This window comes from Enterobacter cloacae complex sp. SYL001, assembly GCF_049237025.1.
Classification (GTDB): Bacteria; Pseudomonadota; Gammaproteobacteria; order Enterobacterales; family Enterobacteriaceae; genus Enterobacter; species Enterobacter intestinihominis.
Genome location: NZ_JBMKJI010000010.1, coordinates 68129 through 88414, shown reverse-complemented (window position 1 = coordinate 88414; position 20286 = coordinate 68129). Strand labels below are relative to the sequence as shown.

Sequence of the window (20286 nt, the reverse complement as noted above, 5' to 3'; positions counted from 1 at the left end):
AATTTTCGAAACAGCGTTTTTATTCTAAGCTTATCAAATCATAAATCATGGAGATAAGCGATGACGCGCCTGACTGCCAAAGATTTTCCGCAAGAGCTGCTTGATTACTATGACTATTACGCCCACGGTAAAATCAGCAAACGCGAATTTCTGAATCTCGCGGCGCGCTATGCCGCAGGCGGCGTAACGGCGCTGATGCTGTTTAATATGCTTAAACCCAACTACGCCCTCGCGGAGCAGGTTAAATTCACCGATCCCGATATTCTTCCGGAATACATCACTTATCCCTCGCCCAATGGTCACGGCGAAGTGCGCGGTTACCTGGTGAAGCCGGCCAAAGCTACCGCGAAAACGCCCGCGGTAGTGGTCGTGCATGAGAACCGGGGGCTGAATCCGTATATTGAAGACGTGGCACGACGCGTGGCGAAAGCGGGGTATATCGCGCTGGCTCCCGACGGCCTGAGCTCGGTGGGGGGATACCCCGGCAACGACGACGAAGGAAAGGTTTTGCAGCAGAAGGTCGACCCGACAAGGCTGATGAACGACTTTTTTGCCGCCATAGAGTTTATGAAAAATCATCCGGAAGCCACCGGTAAGGTGGGGATTACCGGTTTTTGCTACGGCGGCGGCGTATCGAATGCCGCCGCCGTAGCGTATCCGGAACTCGACTGCGCGGTGCCCTTCTATGGTCGTCAGCCGCGGGTGGAGGATGTGCCAAAAATTAGCGCGCCGCTCCTGCTTCATTATGCCGAGCTGGACAAAAATATTAACGAGGGCTGGCCTGCCTATGAAGCCGCGCTGAAATCAAATAATAAGGTTTATGAAGCGTATATCTACCCCGGCGTAAACCATGGATTTCACAACGATTCTACCCCACGCTATGACCAGCCCGCAGTCGAGCTGGCCTGGTCGAGAACGTTAAGCTGGTTTAAAAAATATCTGGAATGATAAGCCCTGCTTAAATAAATCATCACAAAGGGTTATCTTTTCCCCTGTCCCTGCCGATAACGAGGGTAGTACTCGCCCCTGGGCGAATTCACCCTCACGGCAAGGAATACTCAATGAAGATGCTTCGTAATTTCACCATCCGTTTCGTCATGCTGACGGTACTGGGGATCTTTTGTGTCATGTGGGCAGGCGTGGGGCTTTACAGCACCTGGTCTCTGTCTCGTGTTTCTGATGGTAATGACGTTGACCGCCAGCTGGTCAGGCAAATGACGGTGCTGAGCCAGGGCAACGATCAGTATTTCCGTTTCGTCACCCGCCTGAGCCGGGCGATGGAAGCTAAAGCAGCGGGCGGCACGCCGGACCTGGCTCCTGCTCAGCAGGCGCTGGATAACATGAGTAAAAAGCTGGCAGAGATGAAGGCTATCTCCCCGGGCCCGATGGATGAAAAGGTCTCTGCACAGGTGATTTCCACCTGGCAGGCGCTGCTCGATCGGGGCGTTACGCCTCAGATGGTGCAGGCAAAGCAGGCGACGCTCGAAGGCTATCGTCAGCATGCCAACAACGTTACGCCGCCGCTAAGCCGCGCGTTTGGCGCCGCGGTTGAGAACTTTAACAATTCTGCGGTGAAGGCGCTCGACAGTACGCGCGTTGTGGTCGACAGCCTGACCAGCATGACCCGGACGGTGATTATCACCGCCACGATCGTGGGTCTGCTGATCCTGCTGTTCACCGACCGCTACCTGGTGGCGCTGCTGGTAAAACCGCTGGAGCGTATCCGTCAGCAGTTCCGCCAGATTGCGCAGGGCGATCTCAGCCAGCCGATTGAGCCCATTGGCCGCAACTGCGTGGGGCAACTGGTTCCGCTGCTGAGCGCCATGCAGGACAGCCTGCGGGAGGCGGTCAGCACGATTCGTTCCGGCAGCGAGAATATCTGGCGCGGGGCAACGGAGATCTCCAGCGGGAATAACGATCTCTCTTCGCGTACCGAAGAGCAGGCCGCTGCGCTGGAAGAGACCGCGGCCAGCATGGAACAGCTTACCGCAACGGTGAAGCTGAACGCCGAAAGCGCGCGCCAGGCCAGCCAGCTTGCGGATGTCGCCTCCAGTACGGCCAGCCGCGGCGGGTCGCTGGTAGACGATGTGGTCACGACCATGAGCGGCATTTCGGACAGCTCGAAGAAAATTGCTGAAATCACTACCGTTATCAACAGCATCGCCTTCCAGACCAATATTCTGGCGCTGAACGCCGCGGTGGAAGCGGCTCGGGCCGGGGAGCAGGGACGCGGCTTTGCGGTCGTGGCGGGTGAGGTGCGTAATCTGGCCAGCCGCAGCGCGAATGCGGCAAAAGAGATCGAAGGGCTGATTGCGGATTCCGTTGCCCGTGTGGAGCAGGGGGCGCAGCTGGTGAACGATACCGGCACGACGATGGAAGCTATCCTGCGCGACGTGACGGAGGTGACCGTCATTATGAAGCAGATCGCCACCGCGTCAGAGGAGCAGAGCAAAGGTATTTCTCAGGTCGGCGTAGCCATCACGCAGATGGACGGCGTGACCCAGCAGAATGCCTCGCTGGTGGAGCAGGTTTCCGCCGCTGCGGCCGCACTGGAACGGCAGACCGAAGAACTCCAGCGCTCAGTGCAGAAGTTCCGTCTCTCCGCGTAACATCATCGCGTCAGGCCGTCTCTGGCGGCCTGACATTTATCGCTCTGAATAATCTGTGTCACCTGCGACAGCTGACCGATTTTCACTTCGCTTGCCCGCATAAATTTACTTTTGTCGATCAGCAGCAGCGACTGGCTGGCCCGGTTTAACAGCAGCGCCTTAAAGCCCGCGTTGTGCTCGGACGGATCCCAAAGGACGCCATGCTCATCAACCCCTTCACACGAGAAGATAAACAGATCGATCTCCAGCCCTTTAAGCTGCGTCACCAGCGCCGGATTAACATAGCAGCGATACTTACGCTCAAGCGTTCCGCCGGAGCAGATAAGCGTGATCCGCTCGCGCTTCGCCATCTCGTGGCAGACAGGCAGGCTATTGGTAAACACGGTGAGTTCGATATCCGGAAGCTGGCGCGCCAGATGAAAGCAGGTCGAGCTGGCGTCGAGGGCGATGGTCATCCCTTCGCTGATCCAGCCCAGCGCGTGTCGGGCAATATCGGCTTTGTCGGCATAATGGCTTTTCAGGCGTGCGCCAAAGGGTTCACCGCTGTCGCGGCTGTCCGGGTGAATCAGACGCGCACGCCCGTGCTGGCGCAGAAGTTTCCCCTGCTGCTGTAACGACTTCAGATCCCGGCGGATCGTCTCTTTGCTGACGGAGAGCTTTTCAGCCAGGGCATCGGTGGTCAGCCAGTCACTTTTACTCAGCAGGGTGATGATGCTCTGCTGTCGGGTCGCTTTTAGCGTCTGGTCTGACATTCGAGGATCCTTGCGCACGCGTGCTGACTCATTTTTCTCATCGCAGAAGAGGGGCGGCGAACCGCCCGGTCATGGGTCAATCCTGACGTTTATCTTCCGTCTGGGTATCGAAGTCGCTCGCTGAATGGCGCTCATGCAGCTGCTCGTTCAGCTCGCCGTTGGTGCGGTTAACAATGCGCCCGCGTTTAACGGCCGGGCGATTCGCCACATCTTTTGCCCAGCGCTGCACGTTGGTGTACTTCCCGGCGTCGAGGAATTCGGCGGCGTTGTAGACGCTGCCCAGCGCCACGCAGCCAAACCATGGCCAGACTGCCATATCCGCAATGGTATATTCCTCACCCGCTACATAACGACCGCGCCCCAGCTGCTTGTCCAGCACGTCGAACAGGCGTTTAGCTTCCATGGTGAAGCGATCGATAGCGTACTCAATCTTCACCGGCGCGTAGTTATAGAAGTGGCCAAAACCGCCGCCGAGGAACGGGGCCGCGCCCTGTAACCAGAACAGCCAGTTCAGGGTTTCCGTACGTCCAGCCGGATCTTTTGGCAGGAAGTGACCAAATTTCTCGGCCAGATAGAGCAGGATATTGCCGGATTCAAAGACGCGCGTCGGCGGGGTGGTAGAGTGGTCACGCAGTGCCGGGATCTTCGAGTTCGGGTTCACGTCGACAAAACCGCTGGAGAACTGATCGCCCTCACCGATGCGGATTAACCATGCGTCGTATTCCGCGCCCGTCACGCCCAGCGCCAGCAGCTCTTCCAGCATGATGGTAACTTTCTGTCCATTCGGCGTACCCAGAGAGTACAGCTGGAGCGGGTGCTCGCCCACAGGCAGCTCTTTCTCGTGCGTAGCGCCCGAGACGGGACGGTTGATATTGGCGAACGCGCCGCCGTTATTCTGTTTCCATTCCCACACTTTCGGTGGCTGATAGGTGTTATCTGACATGTTGGCCTGCCTTTTTGGTGTTGTGTTGAGGCAGTGTAGCAGGAGATAGGGGAACCGTTTAACGATGCGAGCGTAATGGGCAGGGCGGGTGTATGATAACGCCACCTCTGTCAGTTAATTACAACGTGCAGACGACGACAACCCCACAAAAAAATTGCCGCCTGCCTGTTTTAGGTTGGACACATGCGTAAAGGAACGTTAAGCAGTGACGCACCCTTCGGGACGTTATTAGGCTATGCGCCGGGTGGCGTGGCGATTTACTCTTCAAATTACGGCAGTCTCGATCCGCGTCACTATCCGGAAGACGCGGAATTCCGCAGCTATATCGGCAACGAATACATGGGCCATAAATGGCAGTGCGTAGAGTTTGCGCGCCGTTTCCTGTTTCTCAACCACGGGTTTGTCTTTACCGACGTCGGGATGGCGTGGGAGATCTTCTCCCTGCGTTTTTTACGCCAGGTGGTGAATGACAACATCCTGCCGCTACAGGCCTTTGCTAATGGCTCAAAACGCGCGCCGCAGGCCGGTGCGCTGCTCATCTGGCAAAAGGGCGGTGAGTTTCAAGAGACCGGCCACGTCGCCGTCATCACCCAGTTGCTGGACGACAAAGTGCGCATTGCCGAGCAGAACGTTATTCACTCCCCGCTGCCGATGGGGCAGCAGTGGACGCGCGAGCTGCGTCTGAGCGTTGAGAACGGTTGCTATACGCTTCATGATACGTTCAGCGATACCGAGATCCTCGGCTGGATGATCCAGACGGAGGAGACGGAACACAGTATTCCTCAGCCGGAGATCGACGGTGAGCTGCTGAAAATCAGCGGCGCGCGGTTGAAGAACAACCGTCAGTTCGACGGAAAATGGCTCAATGAAAACGACGCCCTGCAACAGGCGTACGTTCGCGCGAACGGCCACGTTATTAACAACGATCCCTGCCAGTACTTCACCATTACCGAAAGTGCCGAGCAGGAGCTGATCAAAGCCACCAACGAACTGCACCTGATGTACCTTCATGCCACCGACAAGGTGCTGAAAGACGACAGCTTACTCGCGCTTTTCGACATCCCGAAAATTCTCTGGCCGCGTCTGCGCCTCTCGTGGCAGTGGCGTCGTCACCATATGATCACCGGTCGTATGGATTTCTGCATGGATGAGCGCGGCATTAAGGTTTACGAGTACAACGCGGACTCCGCCTCCTGCCATACCGAGGGCGGGCTGATTCTTGAAGAGTGGGTGAAAAACGGCTATCGCGGCACCGGCCACAATCCGGCGGAAGGCTTGCTGGAGGAGCTGACCGGCGCCTGGAAGCACAGCCACGCGCGGCCGTTCGTCCATATCATGCAGGACAACGATATCGAAGAGGATTACCACGCGCTCTTTATTCAGCGCTCGCTGATCCAGGCCGGGTTTGAAACCAAAATCCTGCATGGACTGGGCGCGCTGAGCTGGGATGCCGCCGGGCAACTGATTGATGATGAAGGCCGTCACGTCAACTGCGTATGGAAAACCTGGGCGTGGGAAACGGCGATCGAGCAGATCCGCGAGGTGAGCGAAACCGAGTACGCCGCCGTGCCCATCCGTACCGGTCACCCGCAAGGTGAAGTGCGCCTGATTGACGTCCTGCTGCGCCCGGAAGTGCTGGTCTTTGAACCGCTGTGGACGGTGATCCCAGGTAACAAGGCGATCCTGCCGGTGCTGTGGCAGCTGTTCCCGAACCACCGTTACCTGCTGGATACCGATTTTGAGGTGAATGCGCTGCTGAAACGGACAGGCTATGCCGTTAAACCGATAGCCGGACGCTGCGGGAGCAATATCGATCTGATCGGCGCCCAGGATCAACTGCTGGACCAGTCCAGCGGCAAGTTTGTTGACCGCAAAAATATCTACCAGCAGCTATGGTGCCTGCCAAAGGTTGACGGCAGATACATACAGGTCTGCACCTTTACCGTGGGCGGAAACTATGGCGGAACCTGTCTGCGTGGGGATGACTCGCTGGTGGTGAAGAAAGAGAGCGATATTGAACCGCTGATTGTGGTGAAGGATAAATAACGTCTCCCTGTTATAAAAAAGCCCCCGCAGGGTATGCTGCGGGGGCTTTTTATTACTCTTCTTCCTCGACCTGCTGCTCGCTGATCTTCAGATCAATGATCCGGCCGATCTGGTCATGATAGACCGTCAGCAGGTTGTACTGGCTCATCTCGGACATAATTTGCGGCGTGACGTTAAAACTTTGGGCAAGCTCGTCATGGCGCAACATTTGCGGATGACGCCGCCTCACATGCGCGCGGCGGCGATTGTACTGATACCACAGGATCAGCAGCCAGCCGTTGAACGCGGCAATCAGCAGATAGACCAGCACTGTATTAAAAGAGGCGATAATCACGCTCCAGCGGTGATCGCTCTCCTCGGTTAACTGCATCCACAGCCTGGCATACAGGAAAAACAGGAATCCTCCCCAGGCTATCAGCGTTAATGCGGCATCGAAAAGACGCGGTGCCAGCCGATGTTCAGTCAAAATTAACGTATTCTCGTTCATTGAATGCTCCCTTTTCCCCGGTCCGGACTGATCCAGCGCGCGCGGGCGCGTTTACGTTTAAGCATGACTTTCGGAAATGCCACGAGGGTGGTAAACAGGCCAATCATCCAGTACACCATCGGGAACCAAATCACCCAGAACAGCGAGCCTGCCACTTTCCGCTCGTAGCGCCGCTCGATATACAAACTGACGAGGAATTGCAGCAGGCACATCACCCCCAGCAGCAGCCCGGTAAACGCCGGGGGAAACAGACTCGCAACGGCCAGGTTCGCGGGAAGAGGGATAATATGGCTAAGAATGAACAACACCACGGTCGCTCCATAGGCAAACGCCCACAGCGTTGACAGCGCGTACTCGAGAAACAGGGGCCACATCCGATGATGCTCCCAGCGGGCCATTTTGCGCAGGTTAACCAGAAACACCTCTGCACCGCCCTGAGCCCAGCGCAGACGCTGTTTCCACAGCCCCTTGAGCGTCTCCGGCATCAGGATCCAGCACAGCGCCCGCGGCTCGAAAAAAATATCCCAGTGGCGCAGCTGAAGCTTCCAGCTTATGTCAATGTCCTCTGTGATCATATCCGGGCTCCAGTACCCGACATCCGCCAGCGCCTGTCGGCGAAAGGCGGCGATGACGCCGGAGACCGTAAAGACCCGGCCATAGATCCGCTGCGTTCGCTTGATAAGACCAATAATGGAAGAAAACTCGCCCACCTGAATACGACCAATCAGCGTTGAGCGCGTGCGAATACGCGGATTTCCGGTGACGGCCCCAACGTGGGGATACTGAATCAGCGGTGCCACCAGATACGCGGCCGTATCGCGATCGAGCAGGGCGTCGCCGTCAATGCAGACCAGCAGATCGCCCCGGGCCGCCGCCGCACCAGCCTTGAGCGCCACGGCTTTCCCCTGATTCTCCGCGAGATTAATCACCCGCAGGCGCGGCTGCTCCTGCGCCAGTTGATGCAGCACCTGCGCGGTATTGTCCGAAGAGCCGTCGTTGATGGCGATAACCTCAACATTCCAGTACCGCTGACCCAGCGCGGCGCTAATGGTCTCCCGTGCGTTGCGTTCCTCATTAAAGCAGGGAATAAGAATCGAGATTAACGGTTCACCGGCTAAGGCAGGCGCGGGTGTTGCGTTATCCCACGACCAGTGCCGTTCAAGCTGAAACCAGAAATAGAGGCCGCCGGTTACCCAGAGCACGGACATAAACAGCGGCCAGAAAAAGACAAAGTCCAGAATCAGTTCGCCGGTAAACAGCGCGGCTACGCCTAACGGCAACCCGAATACCAGACACAAAATAGAGAAGGCGATAATGCGATCAGTCATTGTCAGGATACCAGTACGAAGAAAATTCAGGCCTGATACGCGAAATATCAGGTTGGTTGTTGAGGAAGTCGTCGGGGTAATAACCGTAATTTTTGATGCCGTTCAGCTGGAGCACCTGCATCCACTCCACCAGACGTTCATCGGCTACGGCACGCTGCGGTTTCTGCGCCCAGTCCCTGGCCTGTAGCTCAAAAATCGTTTTATTCAGCGCGCCGGGGCGTGCGGCGACGGCGTTGACTAAACGCGTCAGCCAGGCATTGCTCTCTTCTGCCGGGACGGACTCCATCAGTGGCATTGCCATCGGCACCGTCCAGTCGTAGGCCGACAGAAAATCATCCAGATTTTGCGCAAACCACGCTTCGCTTTCGGGCTGCAGAATGGGGAGGGCGAACATATTGCGCGCGGTCTTGATCTGCGGGCCACGGATGTCCTTCACCGTCTGGCTAAGGGCCTGGGTAAACCCGATAAGCTGCTGGCTTTTCTGGCGCGTCGTCTCCTGCCCGGCATCGTCAACGTCCGTCAGCACCGCGTCGTCATGGAACAAGATCCCGTTGAAGCTGGCATAGCGGGCCAGATCTTCATAGATCTCCGTCACCTGTTGGCGAACCTGTGGACTCCAGGGGGAGAGCCGGATATAGGGCTCGGCGGCCACGGTCAACTCTCCCGTTTGACGATCCCGGCGCTGCACGCGCGGCAGGGCTGGACTGAGATCGAAAGAGAGGACCGGCATCCACGCAAAGACTTTCACTCCCGCGCGGGTTTGTAGCTGCCAGGCGACAAAATTAAAGAGATCGGCCCGGACCGGAAGCCGGCGGTTGGGGAAATAGAGCGCGCCGATCCTGCCGTCGCCCCGCGGATCCGAAAACGCCTGGAGAAACACATGGCTGATTTTCATGTCGTAGACCCGCTGGACCAGTTTGTTGATGTTTTTCGTCTGCTGGGTCGGATCGGGATCGTAGACATAATCGAGATCAACATGCATGACGCGCACCGGGTCAAACTCCTGAACGCGGCTAACCGTGTTGGCAAAGGTTTTTATCGACGGATTTCCGGCAATCAGCAGGCGCGGGATGTTGCCGAGGTCGCGCACGTTTGCCAGCCCGTCCTCCAGGGTAAAGGCCAGCTGATAGCCCTGTTTCTGGGCGATAGCGAGCGATGTACCGTTGGCAGCCCCATAGGGCCACACCCAGGCACGCGGCGCTTTTCCCGTCACCTGGGTGATTTTTTCGGTGACTTTCCGTACGTCTGCGGCGATCCGCTGGTTGAAGTGTTCATCGGTTTCGTAATGCCCCGTCGCGTTATCGAAAAAACGGTTGGCGATAGCGGGTTCACGGCTTCCCTGCGGGTTGGCCGGGATGCCGTAATGCGAGGCCCAGGTATGCGAGCCGATTTCAACCAGCGGGGAGCGGCTGAGATCGCGTACCATGTCCCATGTCGCGAACCGATCGCGGGGCGTCATCAGACCGCCGAAGTTAACTTTTTGATTTGCCGGCGTATCCACCCAGCTGCCCACCGGCGCCCACAGCGCAGGAACGTTCCAGGCCTGAAGCAGGGGCCAAACGCGGGTGTAAAAGCTGCTGTAGCCGTCGTCGAAGCTGAGCAAAACGGCTTTCGGCGGCAGCGCTTTTTTTCCTTCATGCGCATCCACAATGTCCTGCACGCTGATGGCGTGATAGCCGTTGTGCAAAAGCCAGCTTATCTGCTCGTTTAACGCGCTGGTGCGAACGGAGAGGTAGCGCTGATCGGCAGCATCATCTTCGACGTCGTGGTAGGCCAGGACCAGAAACTGATTCTCCGGCCAGGGTTTGCTGGCCTCCAGCTGCGGCCTCTCTTCAGGAGCCATAAAGGAGAGCGGCTGCGCGCAGAGACTCGCGCTGAGGCAGAGCCAGCCGATGACGATCAGGCTTACAGAAAAACGTGTATTCAGCATATTCATCCTTAAAAGCGTAAAGTCGCATCTAACGTGACGGAGAGATTGCTCTCGCGTTTGCCGTCGTAAGGGCGTTTATCCCAGTTCAGCATCACGCCAGTATCGACAACGTTGTTCCACTGAATGCGTTGCCCGTAACCCAGCAGGGTAATGGCGCCAGGCGACTGATTTTTCTGCCAGTAGCTGCCGCCGCCTGCCACGAACTGCTGGTTCCAGAGGGTGTCGTAGTGGCGGTACATCTCATGGTCAACGGACAGGGCTGCCGTCACGGACAGATCCCGTGCCGGGTTGTAATAGAGCGTATTCCGCAGGCTGTTTTTACTGGCGGCGATCCCCGGTTCGAGATCCAGCGTCAGGGTCGGGGTCTGCCAGAGACGCTCTTTCCCAGAGAGGGTGTATTCCTGACGGCGGTTGTGGTCTGAGAAGCGGCTGACGGCGGCGTTGAACTGGTATTCACGTCGCTCGTTTTGATACCAGCGCACCCCACCTTCACCCCGGTTGGCGCTGATCCCATTGCGTAATGCCCGTAAGGGTGTCGCGCGTGATAAGCGCTCGAGGCTACCGCTGACCTGCCAGTTATCACTCAGGCTGTAGGTTGTTGAGAGCCGTGCGCCCGGCCTGTTTGTGCCGTGATAGCGGTTGCTGGAGAGCTCGGCTTCGAGCGTGAGGTCACGTGGGCGCCACTCAACGCCGCCCAACAGGTGGCGGCTGATGCCTTTACCTTCGTCGAAATTCCCCTGTGCATAGCGGGCGCCAGCAAATAGCCGCCAGTTATCCGCCACGGGTGGGCCATAGAGCGTGGCGTCCCAGCTCATGTCGTGGCTACCGCTGACGGGGTTATCTGAGTGCAATCCTTTACCCGCGTTCAGACGCAGCTCTGACATATGGTGGACCGCTCTGAGCCTGTCCAGGCGGCGGGCGCTGCGATCGGCGGGGGCGCGAGCAATTAAGTCATCAGCCAGTAAATCCATCTGGCGCCACTCCTGAAGGTCCATTGCGACGTAAGCCTGCTGTTTTTCAAGCTCCAGATTCGTGGGTTCGAGCGCCTCTGCTCGTTTAAGCTTTTGCTCGGCCGCGCGCGGCAGGCCCCTGGCCTGAAGCAGGGCGGCATAATCAATCTGTAATCCCTGATTTCCCGGCGCCGTTGACGCCAGACGATACGACAGCTTTTCGGCCTCGGGCAGGGCGTTGGTCGCCAGCAAATAGTTAAGTTTGAGTGACTGTCCGGTGAGCCACCGATCGTTCGGCTGAGCGGTCGGGGATCCGAAATCGTAGCGGGTCCAGGGAACGCTGCGGGTCTCGCGCTCAACGTAGCGGCGGGCGGTTTGATACTGCCCCGTATCCAGCCAGGCGTAGAAAAGCGCATGCTCCTCATCCTGCGGATCGGAGGCGTAGTGTGGATAGCGTTGTACAAGCGAGAAGGCGGCGACGGTGTTTTTCTCCTGCAAATATGCAGAGATCACCCAGCCGATGGCCCAGTCTGGCACCGGATGCTGTGCGGTCGTCAGCGCCTCATATTCGCTAATAACCTGCCGGTAATCACCCTGCGCATACAGCGCGCCAAGCCGATCGATACGGGCAAGGATGATGTCTTCAGCCGCCTGCGGTTCGTTTTGCCAGCGGGAAAGCAGGACGTGATAGCGATCTAATGCGTTTTGTGCCAGCCGCAGCCGCTCTTTTTCCGTTCTGCCAGGCACATCCGCCAGGCGTACCTTTTCAGCCGCGGCGTTACGCTCAAGGCGGCGACGCTCCGCGGGGGACATCGCTGCGCTTTGCGACAGCCAGAGTGCGGGTGTGCTTACCCGGTTATCCGTTAGCGCATCGATCGTCTCGCGAAGAAGGGCGTTATTCCCTGGTGCGGCGTTCAGCGCGCGCATGTCCGCCAGCAGCCGGTCCCCGTTTTTTCCCTGGCGCATCCAGACATAGGAGAGCGTCTCAAGGTGCGCGGGAGAAGGATCGTCCTTAACCAGCTGCCGGGCTTTCGAAAGCGCGAGGCGATCTCTGCGGGCATCGGCCAGGGTCTTAACATAGCCGATGCGGTAATCGTCGTTATCCGGCGCAAGGCTGAGCGCCTCTTTCCACAGCGATAAGGCGGATGGCCAGGCTTTTTGGTTTCTTCTGGACTGGGCGACAGCAGCGATGGCGCGAGCGGGCAGCGGCATATAAATACCATAACGCTGCCAGACTCGAATAACCTCATCATCGCGTCCTGCCCAGGAGGCTACCTGTAACCAGTCCGCAACCTGTCCAGGTGTTAAAGCATGCTGTTGCTCATAGCGCTGTAGGTAATCAAGAAACAGAGCGTAATTACCGTTACGTGCCTGTTGTATCTGATGCTCATAAACGGATTCATCAGCCTGAACCAGAACAGGAAAGAGTAAAAGCAGGAGCAATAATATTGTGGTGCGATAAAAGAATAACGTAGTGAAGCTAAGCGATCTTTCCATATCTATTTGCCATTTGTTTATCGTGAATCCATTGCATAACACGGCCGCCTTTTAACTCTGCGTTAAAGGGCATAAAGGAGAACATTAAATCTGAATGATGCTACGTTATGGGGTACTTACTTAAAGGTAATTATGCGCCGTCATCTCAGTGGTCTGATTGGGCTTAATGTACACCCGATGTGTTGGGGGATAAATAAGTTGAAAAGCGGCTGGGAGGTTTTGAGATAATTCTGGAAGAAGTAAGTTTTTTAGATAATTTAGTGCAGGATTGTTCTTTTTAACTGATTGATATTAAATGTTTTTCCTTTTGCTGTTTGCAGTTTTTTTATATTTGGAATGAAGTTCTGCTGAGTTAATTAAAGTACTTTCTGGGGCATGTTTGGGAAGTTTCATGACAAAAATTCTTAATGTTCAGAGAAGTGACTTTTCTGAAATTCTTTTTTATTTATAATTAACGACAGGCATTGAGTGATAGTCTGCAAAAAGTCTAGCTCACCAATGTCATATTGAGGGATGATCAAAGCCAGAAAACATTTGCCGTTAATGTAAAGCGCTATAAACGAAAGCGTCCTTGTTTCTTAAGAGGCGGGCTTGCTTTAATCTAAAAGGGATGATTAGTGGCGACTTCAATAGTGTTAGTGACTCAGGATTGTTTCCTTGTCAGGGGGATGCGGCTATTTTTCCCGGATATAATTTGCCTCTGTTCGATAGACAGAAACATATTTGATACCGACGCAAATGAATATACTGTACTGATTGATAGCCGTACGCCGCTCCGTTTATATGATTACCTGATACGCCATCCGGCCAGAACGAGAAAAACGATCTGCTGCGTTATGCTGGATATGCGCCCTCGAGAGGAGGATCTGCACAGTATGAAGCTGTTTATGAACACGTCGCTTACGCCTCAGGATATGGCGTCGTTATTCAATCTGGTGCTTGATATGAAAGGCTGGCGTCTGACAACCAAATGGCTGCTTAACTTACGGCTGAGTAGACATGAAGCGATAATGCTCCGGTTGCTGAAGGCAGGGAGGTCAATGGAAGAGATTGCAGATAAGCTGAATATGTCGGTTAAAAGCCTCTATCGCAAGCGAACGGCGCTATCGGAGCGGTTAGGGGCAGGGAACTTCAACGAGGCGTGTTTGTTTATCTTCAAAAACAAACTGCTGGACGCGGCTGGGAACGATCCCTAGCTTCGTCAGAAGCCAAAAGCACAAACCCGCCACGAGGGCGGGTTCTTTTAATGGAAATAATTCAGAACGACCAGCGCAGATTGGCGTTAACAGAGTTGACGCGGGTATCCGCACCATATTGTCCCTGATAACCCACATCCAGCGTCGCAGCACGCGACAGCTGTACGCTCACGCCGATATCACCCACCATTACGTCCTCATCCACGGCTTGCCCCTGAGTAATGAACGCGTCGCTGCCCGCAAACGCCATGCGCGAAGAGGTATTCTTATCGCCATAAGCGTGCTGCCAGCCCAGCGAACCGTAGAGGTTAACGTTCTTCGGCAGCTCGGTCACACCGCGCACCCCGAGTGTGGAATAGAAGGTGTTCATCGTTTCGTTACGGACGCTCAGCGCAGCGGCACCGCCGTCTTCCCTGAAGCTGTCGGTATGCAGCCGGATGTAAGATAAATTGACGAACGGCTCAATATTCCTGTCTGGCTGGCCGAAACGGTAGCCCGCTTCGGTAAACGCCAGCAGCGAGTTAGCGTCGTAATCTGACTTCAGCCGATCCGAGAAGCCGCTGAAATCAACATTGCGCTCGCCCTCGATCTTGTGCCAGGTGTAACCCAGCGCGCCGCGAAGGGAGAACGCATCCTGTTGACCCGCCGCATACAGGCCAAGGTGATAGTTGTCGGTATCCGTTGAGGAGCGACGGCTGTCGACGTCGTAATCACCCCGGCTGTAGCCGAAGTAGCCGCCGACACGCACGTTATGGTCCGCCAGCTTGCGATCTGCCCCCAGCAGGAAGCCGGTGGTGTTGCCGTCCAGCTTGCCCACGTTTCCGTCGCCGCTGTTTCGGCTCCAGGAGCTGAAGGTCTGGCCCCAGACGCCATTGTTTTGCGGCTCCGGCTGCTGCACCAGCGACATGGCTAACGGTGGGATCGGCAGGCTGTCGTTATCAAACGCGCGCTGCATACGCTGGTTTAACACGTTAAACACCTGCGTGCTGCCAGCGATCAGGTTGGACTGCATTGATGGATAAACTTCGCCAGACAGCTGGTTGAACGCCTCGCGCGCTTCCGGCGCGCTCAGCAGCAACAGCGAGTTATACAGCGCCAGCGACGGGCCACTTTGCGTCAGCGTGGAGAGCGCGCCAGCGGTATTCCACTGGTTGCTGCTTTGGGCCACGGTCTGGAAAATGCCCGGCTTGCCGCTGCCCGGGTTTTCGCCGCCAGGATTCTCACCGCCCGGGTTTTCGCCGCCAGGATTCTCACCGCCCGGGTTCTCGCCTCCGGGATTCTCACCGCCCGGGTTCTCGCCCCCAGGATTTTCGCCTCCGGTCTCTTTCTGCGCGATGGTCAGATCGACGGCGTTGGTGCTTTGCTCAAGCGCCACGTCCAGGAAGGCGGATTTGGAAATCGCTCCTGCGAACTCACCGTCAATTCCCCCGTCGGAGGTCAAAATGCGGTAGCTTTGGCCCGTTTTATAGCTGGTTTGCGGATCCAGCGCGGTGACCTGTACCTTAGCCCGATCGCTGATGGTGGTTTTGCCCGATACCAGTAGCTGGTCGCTGCTGCCATCGCCCGCGATATCCACGTCATAGAAGGATTCGCCGATAAAGTTCAGATAGCGTTTCAGCGTCAACGTACCGATATTGCCGTCGCCAGGCGAGATATGCCCGCCAGACAGGATCTCGGTCTGGCCCAGCGTGCCGTTGCCGCCCAGCGTGCCGCCGGACTTGATTGACGCGGCGCTGCTGTAACCGACCCCGTCGCTGACGTCTGAACCCGCCGTCGCGTTGAGGATCAGCGTACCGCCGTTCTCGGCGCTAAGCGTCTGAACATCAAAAATATCGTCTTCTGGCTGGGTATTAATATTGCTGGCAATGATAACTTTACCGCCCCGCGCGGTTACGTTCGCCTTGAGTGCGGAAAGATCGCCGTTCAGCGTCGTCTGCCCGGAGGTGTTGATCACATCACCTTCACCGCTCATCGTGTTGCTGAAGATGTAATTTCCGTCGGTATGGTTGAAGTAGACATAGCTGCCGAACAGTCCGCCACGCAGGCTGATTGCCGTCTTCGCATCGAGGGTACCTGCGCCGCCCGCCGTGCCAGGCGTTGGCTCAGTTAAACCCGTGCCGGTGTCCATATTGCCGCGGCTGCCGATGATGAGCGCACCCCGGTTCGAGCCGGAACCCGATGTCCCCACGATCAGCGCATTGCTGCCAGCGGAAAATGAACCGCCGTCAATCACAGACAGCACGCCATTGCCGTAATCGCCCACGCTCACGCTGCTGCCGCTGGTAAAGCGCGAGTCCTTGCCCGCAATAACCAATTCGGCGGTTTTCCCTGCGCCGGAGACGCCCGCCACCTGCACGCCGCCAACGTTAACCGCTCCGCCGTTCAGTACGTCCAGGTCGCCATAAAGCGTCAACGTACGGCCAACGTTCCACTGTGAGCCACTCCCCGTGACGGTGGCTTTCGGGCTCAGCGTGTCGGTTTCACCCGGCCCGGTACCATTCCCGATGCGCGCATCGTAGGCGGTATTGAGCGCCGCACCGTCCTCAATTGCCAGCGTGGAGCGTGCGCCCAGATCGGTGCCTACGCTCAGAAAATTACTGGTCACGCGAGAGCCGGCACCCGTCGCGATAAGGTGGCTGTCGTAGCCCCGGATGGTGCCGACAACGATCTCCTTTGCGCTCGCCAGCGCGCCCTCTTCGACTCGCAGGGTGCCGAGGCCAAGATTCAGGTCGCCGCGCAGGACGTACCGATCGTTCACCGCGTTAAGCTCAGCGTCTGGCCCACGGACCGTGACCACGCTTTCATAAATTTTGCCGTCGAACAGCCGACCGATATTGATGTTATAGGCGGTGATTTTGCCATTATCGATCAGCAGGTTTCCGCGTTGATTACGTCCAACATAAACATCTCCGGTGTAACCCAGCGTTTCGGTAATACGCGAGTCGCCATCAAAAAAGGCATCGGCTGCACGCGCGATATCGGCAGGTAAAAACAGTAACAGCGGCGCGGAAAATAGAGCGAGGTAAAGTCTGGAAAGCGGCGTCTTAACCGCTAAAGCATGCGATGTAGAGTTATTCACGGGCTATCTCCGTACTCATTAGCGTGATGTCTGGAAAATCGTTTTTATGAAAACTCAGATACGTCAGAAAATGTAAAAGGCGTTATTTATGTACGCCTTTTGATGCGGCGTTAATTATTTATGTGTGACAACAGGTGTACAGGTTGGCGCGCTTAGCTTCGGTGCGGATCCTAAAATCCCCGGCATCATCATTGATGAACAATCGAAAATACGCCCTTTTTCTGTCGTGGCGCGATAAGACAGTTTTTGTCCTCCCAGTGCGTCCGGCTGGGCGCCATTAACGTTGGTCACGGTTATTTCATCCGATGAGCCCAGTCCCAGCATTTTAGCGGTCTCCGCTTGCAGGAGTGGAATAGCCTGATCGGTTTTCAACGTGGAACAACCGGCTAGCATCAACGTAACGGTTAAAACGATTAGTGGTTTTTTCATAAATTATCCTTGATATCCAACCAGTTAATTCCACTGATTGTATTTATGTTTTCTTTTACCCAAATCAGCGAATAATATATTTCTCTTTCCTAATCGAAAAAACCCTCTTAAAGTAGGGTGGGTAGATAATAATTCATCTGTACTCTAAGATATGCGAAGGTAAAAGGAGGCTCCTTTGGGACAGAATTATGCGTTAGTCGTTGATGACCATCCATTGGTAGCAAGCGGCATCGCCAATTTTCTGATTACACATTGCCAGTTTAAACAGGCGTGTGTGGTGACGAATGAGGATGATTGCTACCGCCAAATTAGGGATCATGGCCCGCCACGTTTGCTGGTAATCGATTTTTGGCTCTCTTCCGGAACGGCCCTGAAATTACTCAAAGAAGTAAAACAACTTTACCCACAGGTACGACTCCTGGTGGTCAGCGGGGATGACAATAATGACATCTGGCGCAAAGTTAATGCCGCCGGGGGACACGGTTTTGTATTGAAAAGCGAGCCACCTGAGATGTTCTCGCGGGCCGTTTTCGCACTCACTGATAATCAGACCTGGTATCCTGAGGGAAACGAAATTTCCGTTAAGGCAAATAATGAGAAGTTAAGTAAATTTAACTTAACGCCGCGACAAATAGACGTATTAAATATGATTATGCGCGGCCTGCCAAATAAACGAATCGCCGCACAGCTTTCAATTTCTGAGCCCACGGTCAAAGAACACATCAGCAATATATTGAAAAAGATAGGTGTTAACAGCCGGGTCGAAGCCATCACGCTTCTGCACGGCAAGCAGGAACCGTCGGAATGAGGTTTTTCCAGAGCTTACAAAACGAAGGTATCTCTGCTCCGGCGCAGATCCGTTTGCTAAACAACACCTTTCTGCGGCTGGTATTTAGCTTTAGTGCTGTGCCCTTTGTGGGTATTCCTTTCGCCATCTGGATTTATATGCTTGGGGACGACCTCGGCCCAACGATTATCTGGATAATTATTTATCTGCTATGTGCCGTGGCGATAAGACTATTGCACCGACGCTATCAGCGTGAAGCGAAAGAAAACGGTGATAGGGACGTCCTGCGACGCTGGCTTCCGCGTATTAATAATATCGCCTTTATTCACGGGCTGGGCATTTCTTCGCTCTATTTAATTACCCCACAGACGCAGAATTTTGACTTTTTCCTGTTACTTAATATCAGCATCGCCGCTATCGTCGCCGCCAATGCGACGCATCTGACGCCGGTCATCAGCACCTTTACGCGCTTTTTCTTCGCCTCCTGGGGGGTGCTGAACCTCGGTATTATCTGGCGGCTGGATGAGTTGATGTTCATCGTGCTCATGCTGAATCTGCTTTACGGCTTCGCAATTTACCGCCATGCGTTAACTTCCCATGCGTTCTTTATTCAGCAGGCACTGCTTGAGGAAAAAAGCTCACGCCTGGCGGAACAGTTTCGTCAGGCCAAAGAGGACGCGGAGCAGGCACTGCTGGATAAAAATCAGTTTCTGACCACCGCCAGCCACGATCTGCGCCAGCCCGTACACGCTATGGGCTTTCTGATCGAAGCCATCCTCCACCGAAACCGGGACGACAGCCTGACGCCACAGCTTCTTGACCTGCAGCAGAGCGTTCGCTCGGTACATTTAATGCTCAATTCTCTGCTCGATCTGAGCAAAATAGAATCCGGGAATGTCCTCTCTGTCCCGACCAAAGTGGATATCGGTGCTCTGCTCGACTCGGTCATCACGCTGTTTCGCGAAGAGGCCAACAGCCGCGCGCTTAGGCTGTGCATCCGGCGGCCTAAACGCCGTATCTACGTGATGGGCGATTCGCTGCTGGTACGACAGTCCCTGATTAACCTGATTCAAAACGCCCTTCGTTACACGCTCCAGGGCGGGGTGCTGGTCGCCATCCGACCGCGCGGTGACGAGTGTATGGTGGAGGTGTGGGACACGGGAGTCGGTATCGCCGATGAAGAGAAGGGCAAAATCTTCTCACCTTACTACCGCCCCGAGCTGGCATGGAAGATCGACAGCGCCGGACACGGGCTGGGACTGGCCGTAGTCGCCCGCTGTGCCAAGCTGATGAAGGTGAAATACGGGATGCAATCCATTGAAGGGAAAGGCTCCCGCTTCTGGATGCGCTTTACCCAATATGCTGGCGAAGATAGCGCGCTGGACACCCCGCCCGCCGCTGATAACACCGCCACGCCGGTACGCTATGCACCGCTGCACGGTTCCTGCCTGGTCGTCGATGATGACCCGCTGGTGACGTCTGCCTGGGAGAGCCTGATGAGCGTCTGGGGAATCGATGTACGCTGTGCGGCCTCCGCTGAAGAAGCGTTTGCCATCATCGACGACGGCTTTACGCCGTTCGCCGTGCTGTGCGACCAGCGCCTGCGATCCGGCGAAAGCGGCTTCGATATCCTGAAAGCGCTTTTTGACCGTCTGCCGGATATGAGCGGCGCGATAGTCAGCGGCGAATTTAATTCACCGGTTCTGCTGGAGGCGGAGCAGGAGGGGTACCTGGTGCTTCGCAAGCCTCTGGAGCCGGCTAAACTGCATGCGCTGCTGACGCAGTGGTCAGGGTGTCGTTAAGGGAATGCAGAAGTAGTGATTCTGGCGGGCTCAGAATGCAAAAACGGACCTCCGTGGAGGTCCGTTAATATAAATTTTGGTGCCCGGACTCGGGAACATATCCACGATTAACATGCTGTTTATTATTGGTTTTGTTGATATTTCTCGCAAACAGCGCCCCCACGAAGGCCCCATAAAAAATCACTTTGGTTTTGTGAGGGTTATCACGAAAAATCATTATTTAGCGAATTAGGCTTCGTTATGTGTGGAGTCAGGTCCACACATAACGGTCTGAGGTCCACATATAGTGGATGGAACTCCACACATAACGCCCGGAACTCCACGCATAGCGGCGCTAAAAAATCCATGCTGCATTGCGCAGGCAAACTCTATCCCCCTTCGCATTGAACATCTTTCAAACTTACATTTGATATGTTGGAATAACGCTTTTTGAGATAATTAGAAACGGTGC

14 protein-coding genes are annotated in these 20286 nt (G+C 55.6%); 6 read left to right on the top strand and 8 right to left on the bottom strand.

The genetic code is table 11. The annotated features are described in order from the left end of the window. Positions 1 to 60 precede the first annotated feature (60 nt). The gene (gene yghX / locus ACOTZP_RS11965; RefSeq protein ID WP_271075135.1) at positions 61 to 948 is read left to right on the top strand and encodes a YghX family hydrolase; all 888 of its coding nucleotides are present in this window, start codon (positions 61 to 63) and stop codon (positions 946 to 948) included. Positions 949 to 1061: 113 nt separating this feature from the next. After that, positions 1062 to 2609 (top strand): methyl-accepting chemotaxis protein, encoded by a 1548-nt coding sequence (locus ACOTZP_RS11960; RefSeq protein WP_022649391.1) that lies wholly within the window; start codon positions 1062 to 1064, stop codon positions 2607 to 2609. Positions 2610 to 2611: 2 nt separating this feature from the next. Here the strand turns inward: ACOTZP_RS11960 and fucR are convergent, their stop codons facing one another. Further along, entirely contained in the window at positions 2612 to 3361 is a 750-nt protein-coding gene (gene fucR / locus ACOTZP_RS11955; protein WP_023298593.1) for an L-fucose operon activator, read from the bottom strand. 76 nt (positions 3362 to 3437) lie between these two features. Beyond that, positions 3438 to 4304 (bottom strand): glutathione-dependent disulfide-bond oxidoreductase, encoded by an 867-nt coding sequence (gene yghU, locus ACOTZP_RS11950; RefSeq protein ID WP_023306934.1) that lies wholly within the window; start codon positions 4302 to 4304, stop codon positions 3438 to 3440. Positions 4305 to 4487: 183 nt separating this feature from the next. Here yghU and gss point away from each other — a divergent pair, with 183 nt between their 5' ends. After that, positions 4488 to 6350, top strand: a complete 1863-nt coding sequence (gss, locus tag ACOTZP_RS11945; RefSeq protein WP_063150120.1) for a bifunctional glutathionylspermidine amidase/synthase — start codon at positions 4488 to 4490, stop codon at positions 6348 to 6350. Positions 6351 to 6402: 52 nt separating this feature from the next. On the opposite strand, the gene pgaD is transcribed toward gss, so the two are convergent. The 4 genes from pgaD to pgaA are packed head-to-tail and all read right to left on the bottom strand — an operon-like array spanning position 6403 to position 12542. Beyond that, a complete protein-coding gene (pgaD, locus tag ACOTZP_RS11940; RefSeq protein ID WP_063163591.1) occupies positions 6403 to 6837 on the bottom strand; it encodes a poly-beta-1,6-N-acetyl-D-glucosamine biosynthesis protein PgaD in 435 nt (144 codons plus the stop codon). Further along, positions 6834 to 8165, bottom strand: coding sequence for a poly-beta-1,6-N-acetyl-D-glucosamine synthase (pgaC, locus tag ACOTZP_RS11935; protein ID WP_022649386.1), 1332 nt, complete (start codon positions 8163 to 8165; stop codon positions 6834 to 6836). Before pgaC ends, pgaD begins: the two co-directional genes overlap by 4 nt. After that, positions 8158 to 10095: a poly-beta-1,6-N-acetyl-D-glucosamine N-deacetylase PgaB gene (gene pgaB, locus ACOTZP_RS11930; protein ID WP_332976232.1), complete on the bottom strand. Its 1938-nt coding sequence runs from the start codon at positions 10093 to 10095 to the stop codon at positions 8158 to 8160. Before pgaB ends, pgaC begins: the two co-directional genes overlap by 8 nt. 8 nt (positions 10096 to 10103) lie before the next feature. Further along, entirely contained in the window at positions 10104 to 12542 is a 2439-nt protein-coding gene (pgaA, locus tag ACOTZP_RS11925) for a poly-beta-1,6 N-acetyl-D-glucosamine export porin PgaA (RefSeq protein ID WP_421633718.1), read from the bottom strand. A 668-nt stretch (positions 12543 to 13210) separates the two neighbouring features. On the opposite strand from pgaA, the gene ACOTZP_RS11920 reads away from it, so the two are divergent. After that, a complete protein-coding gene (locus ACOTZP_RS11920; protein WP_271075155.1) occupies positions 13211 to 13738 on the top strand; it encodes a helix-turn-helix transcriptional regulator in 528 nt (175 codons plus the stop codon). Between the two features lie 61 nt (positions 13739 to 13799). Here the strand turns inward: ACOTZP_RS11920 and ACOTZP_RS11915 are convergent, their stop codons facing one another. Both ACOTZP_RS11915 and ACOTZP_RS11910 read right to left on the bottom strand, forming a co-directional pair. Further along, a complete protein-coding gene (locus ACOTZP_RS11915) occupies positions 13800 to 16817 on the bottom strand; it encodes an autotransporter domain-containing protein (RefSeq protein WP_271075138.1) in 3018 nt (1005 codons plus the stop codon). Between the two features lie 114 nt (positions 16818 to 16931). Next, complete coding sequence (locus tag ACOTZP_RS11910) at positions 16932 to 17246, bottom strand: lipoprotein (RefSeq protein WP_421633717.1); 315 nt, start codon at positions 17244 to 17246, stop codon at positions 16932 to 16934. A gap of 175 nt (positions 17247 to 17421) precedes the next feature. On the opposite strand from ACOTZP_RS11910, the gene ACOTZP_RS11905 reads away from it, so the two are divergent. Together ACOTZP_RS11905 and ACOTZP_RS11900 are read left to right on the top strand one after the other, a co-directional pair. Beyond that, positions 17422 to 18054 carry a response regulator transcription factor gene (locus tag ACOTZP_RS11905; protein ID WP_271075139.1) on the top strand — a complete coding sequence of 211 codons (633 nt, stop codon included), beginning with the start codon at positions 17422 to 17424 and terminating at the stop codon, positions 18052 to 18054. After that, positions 18051 to 19835, top strand: a complete 1785-nt coding sequence (locus tag ACOTZP_RS11900) for a hybrid sensor histidine kinase/response regulator (RefSeq protein WP_271075140.1) — start codon at positions 18051 to 18053, stop codon at positions 19833 to 19835. The genes ACOTZP_RS11905 and ACOTZP_RS11900 overlap by 4 nt, the downstream gene beginning before the upstream one ends. The last annotated feature ends 451 nt before the right edge of the window (positions 19836 to 20286 follow it).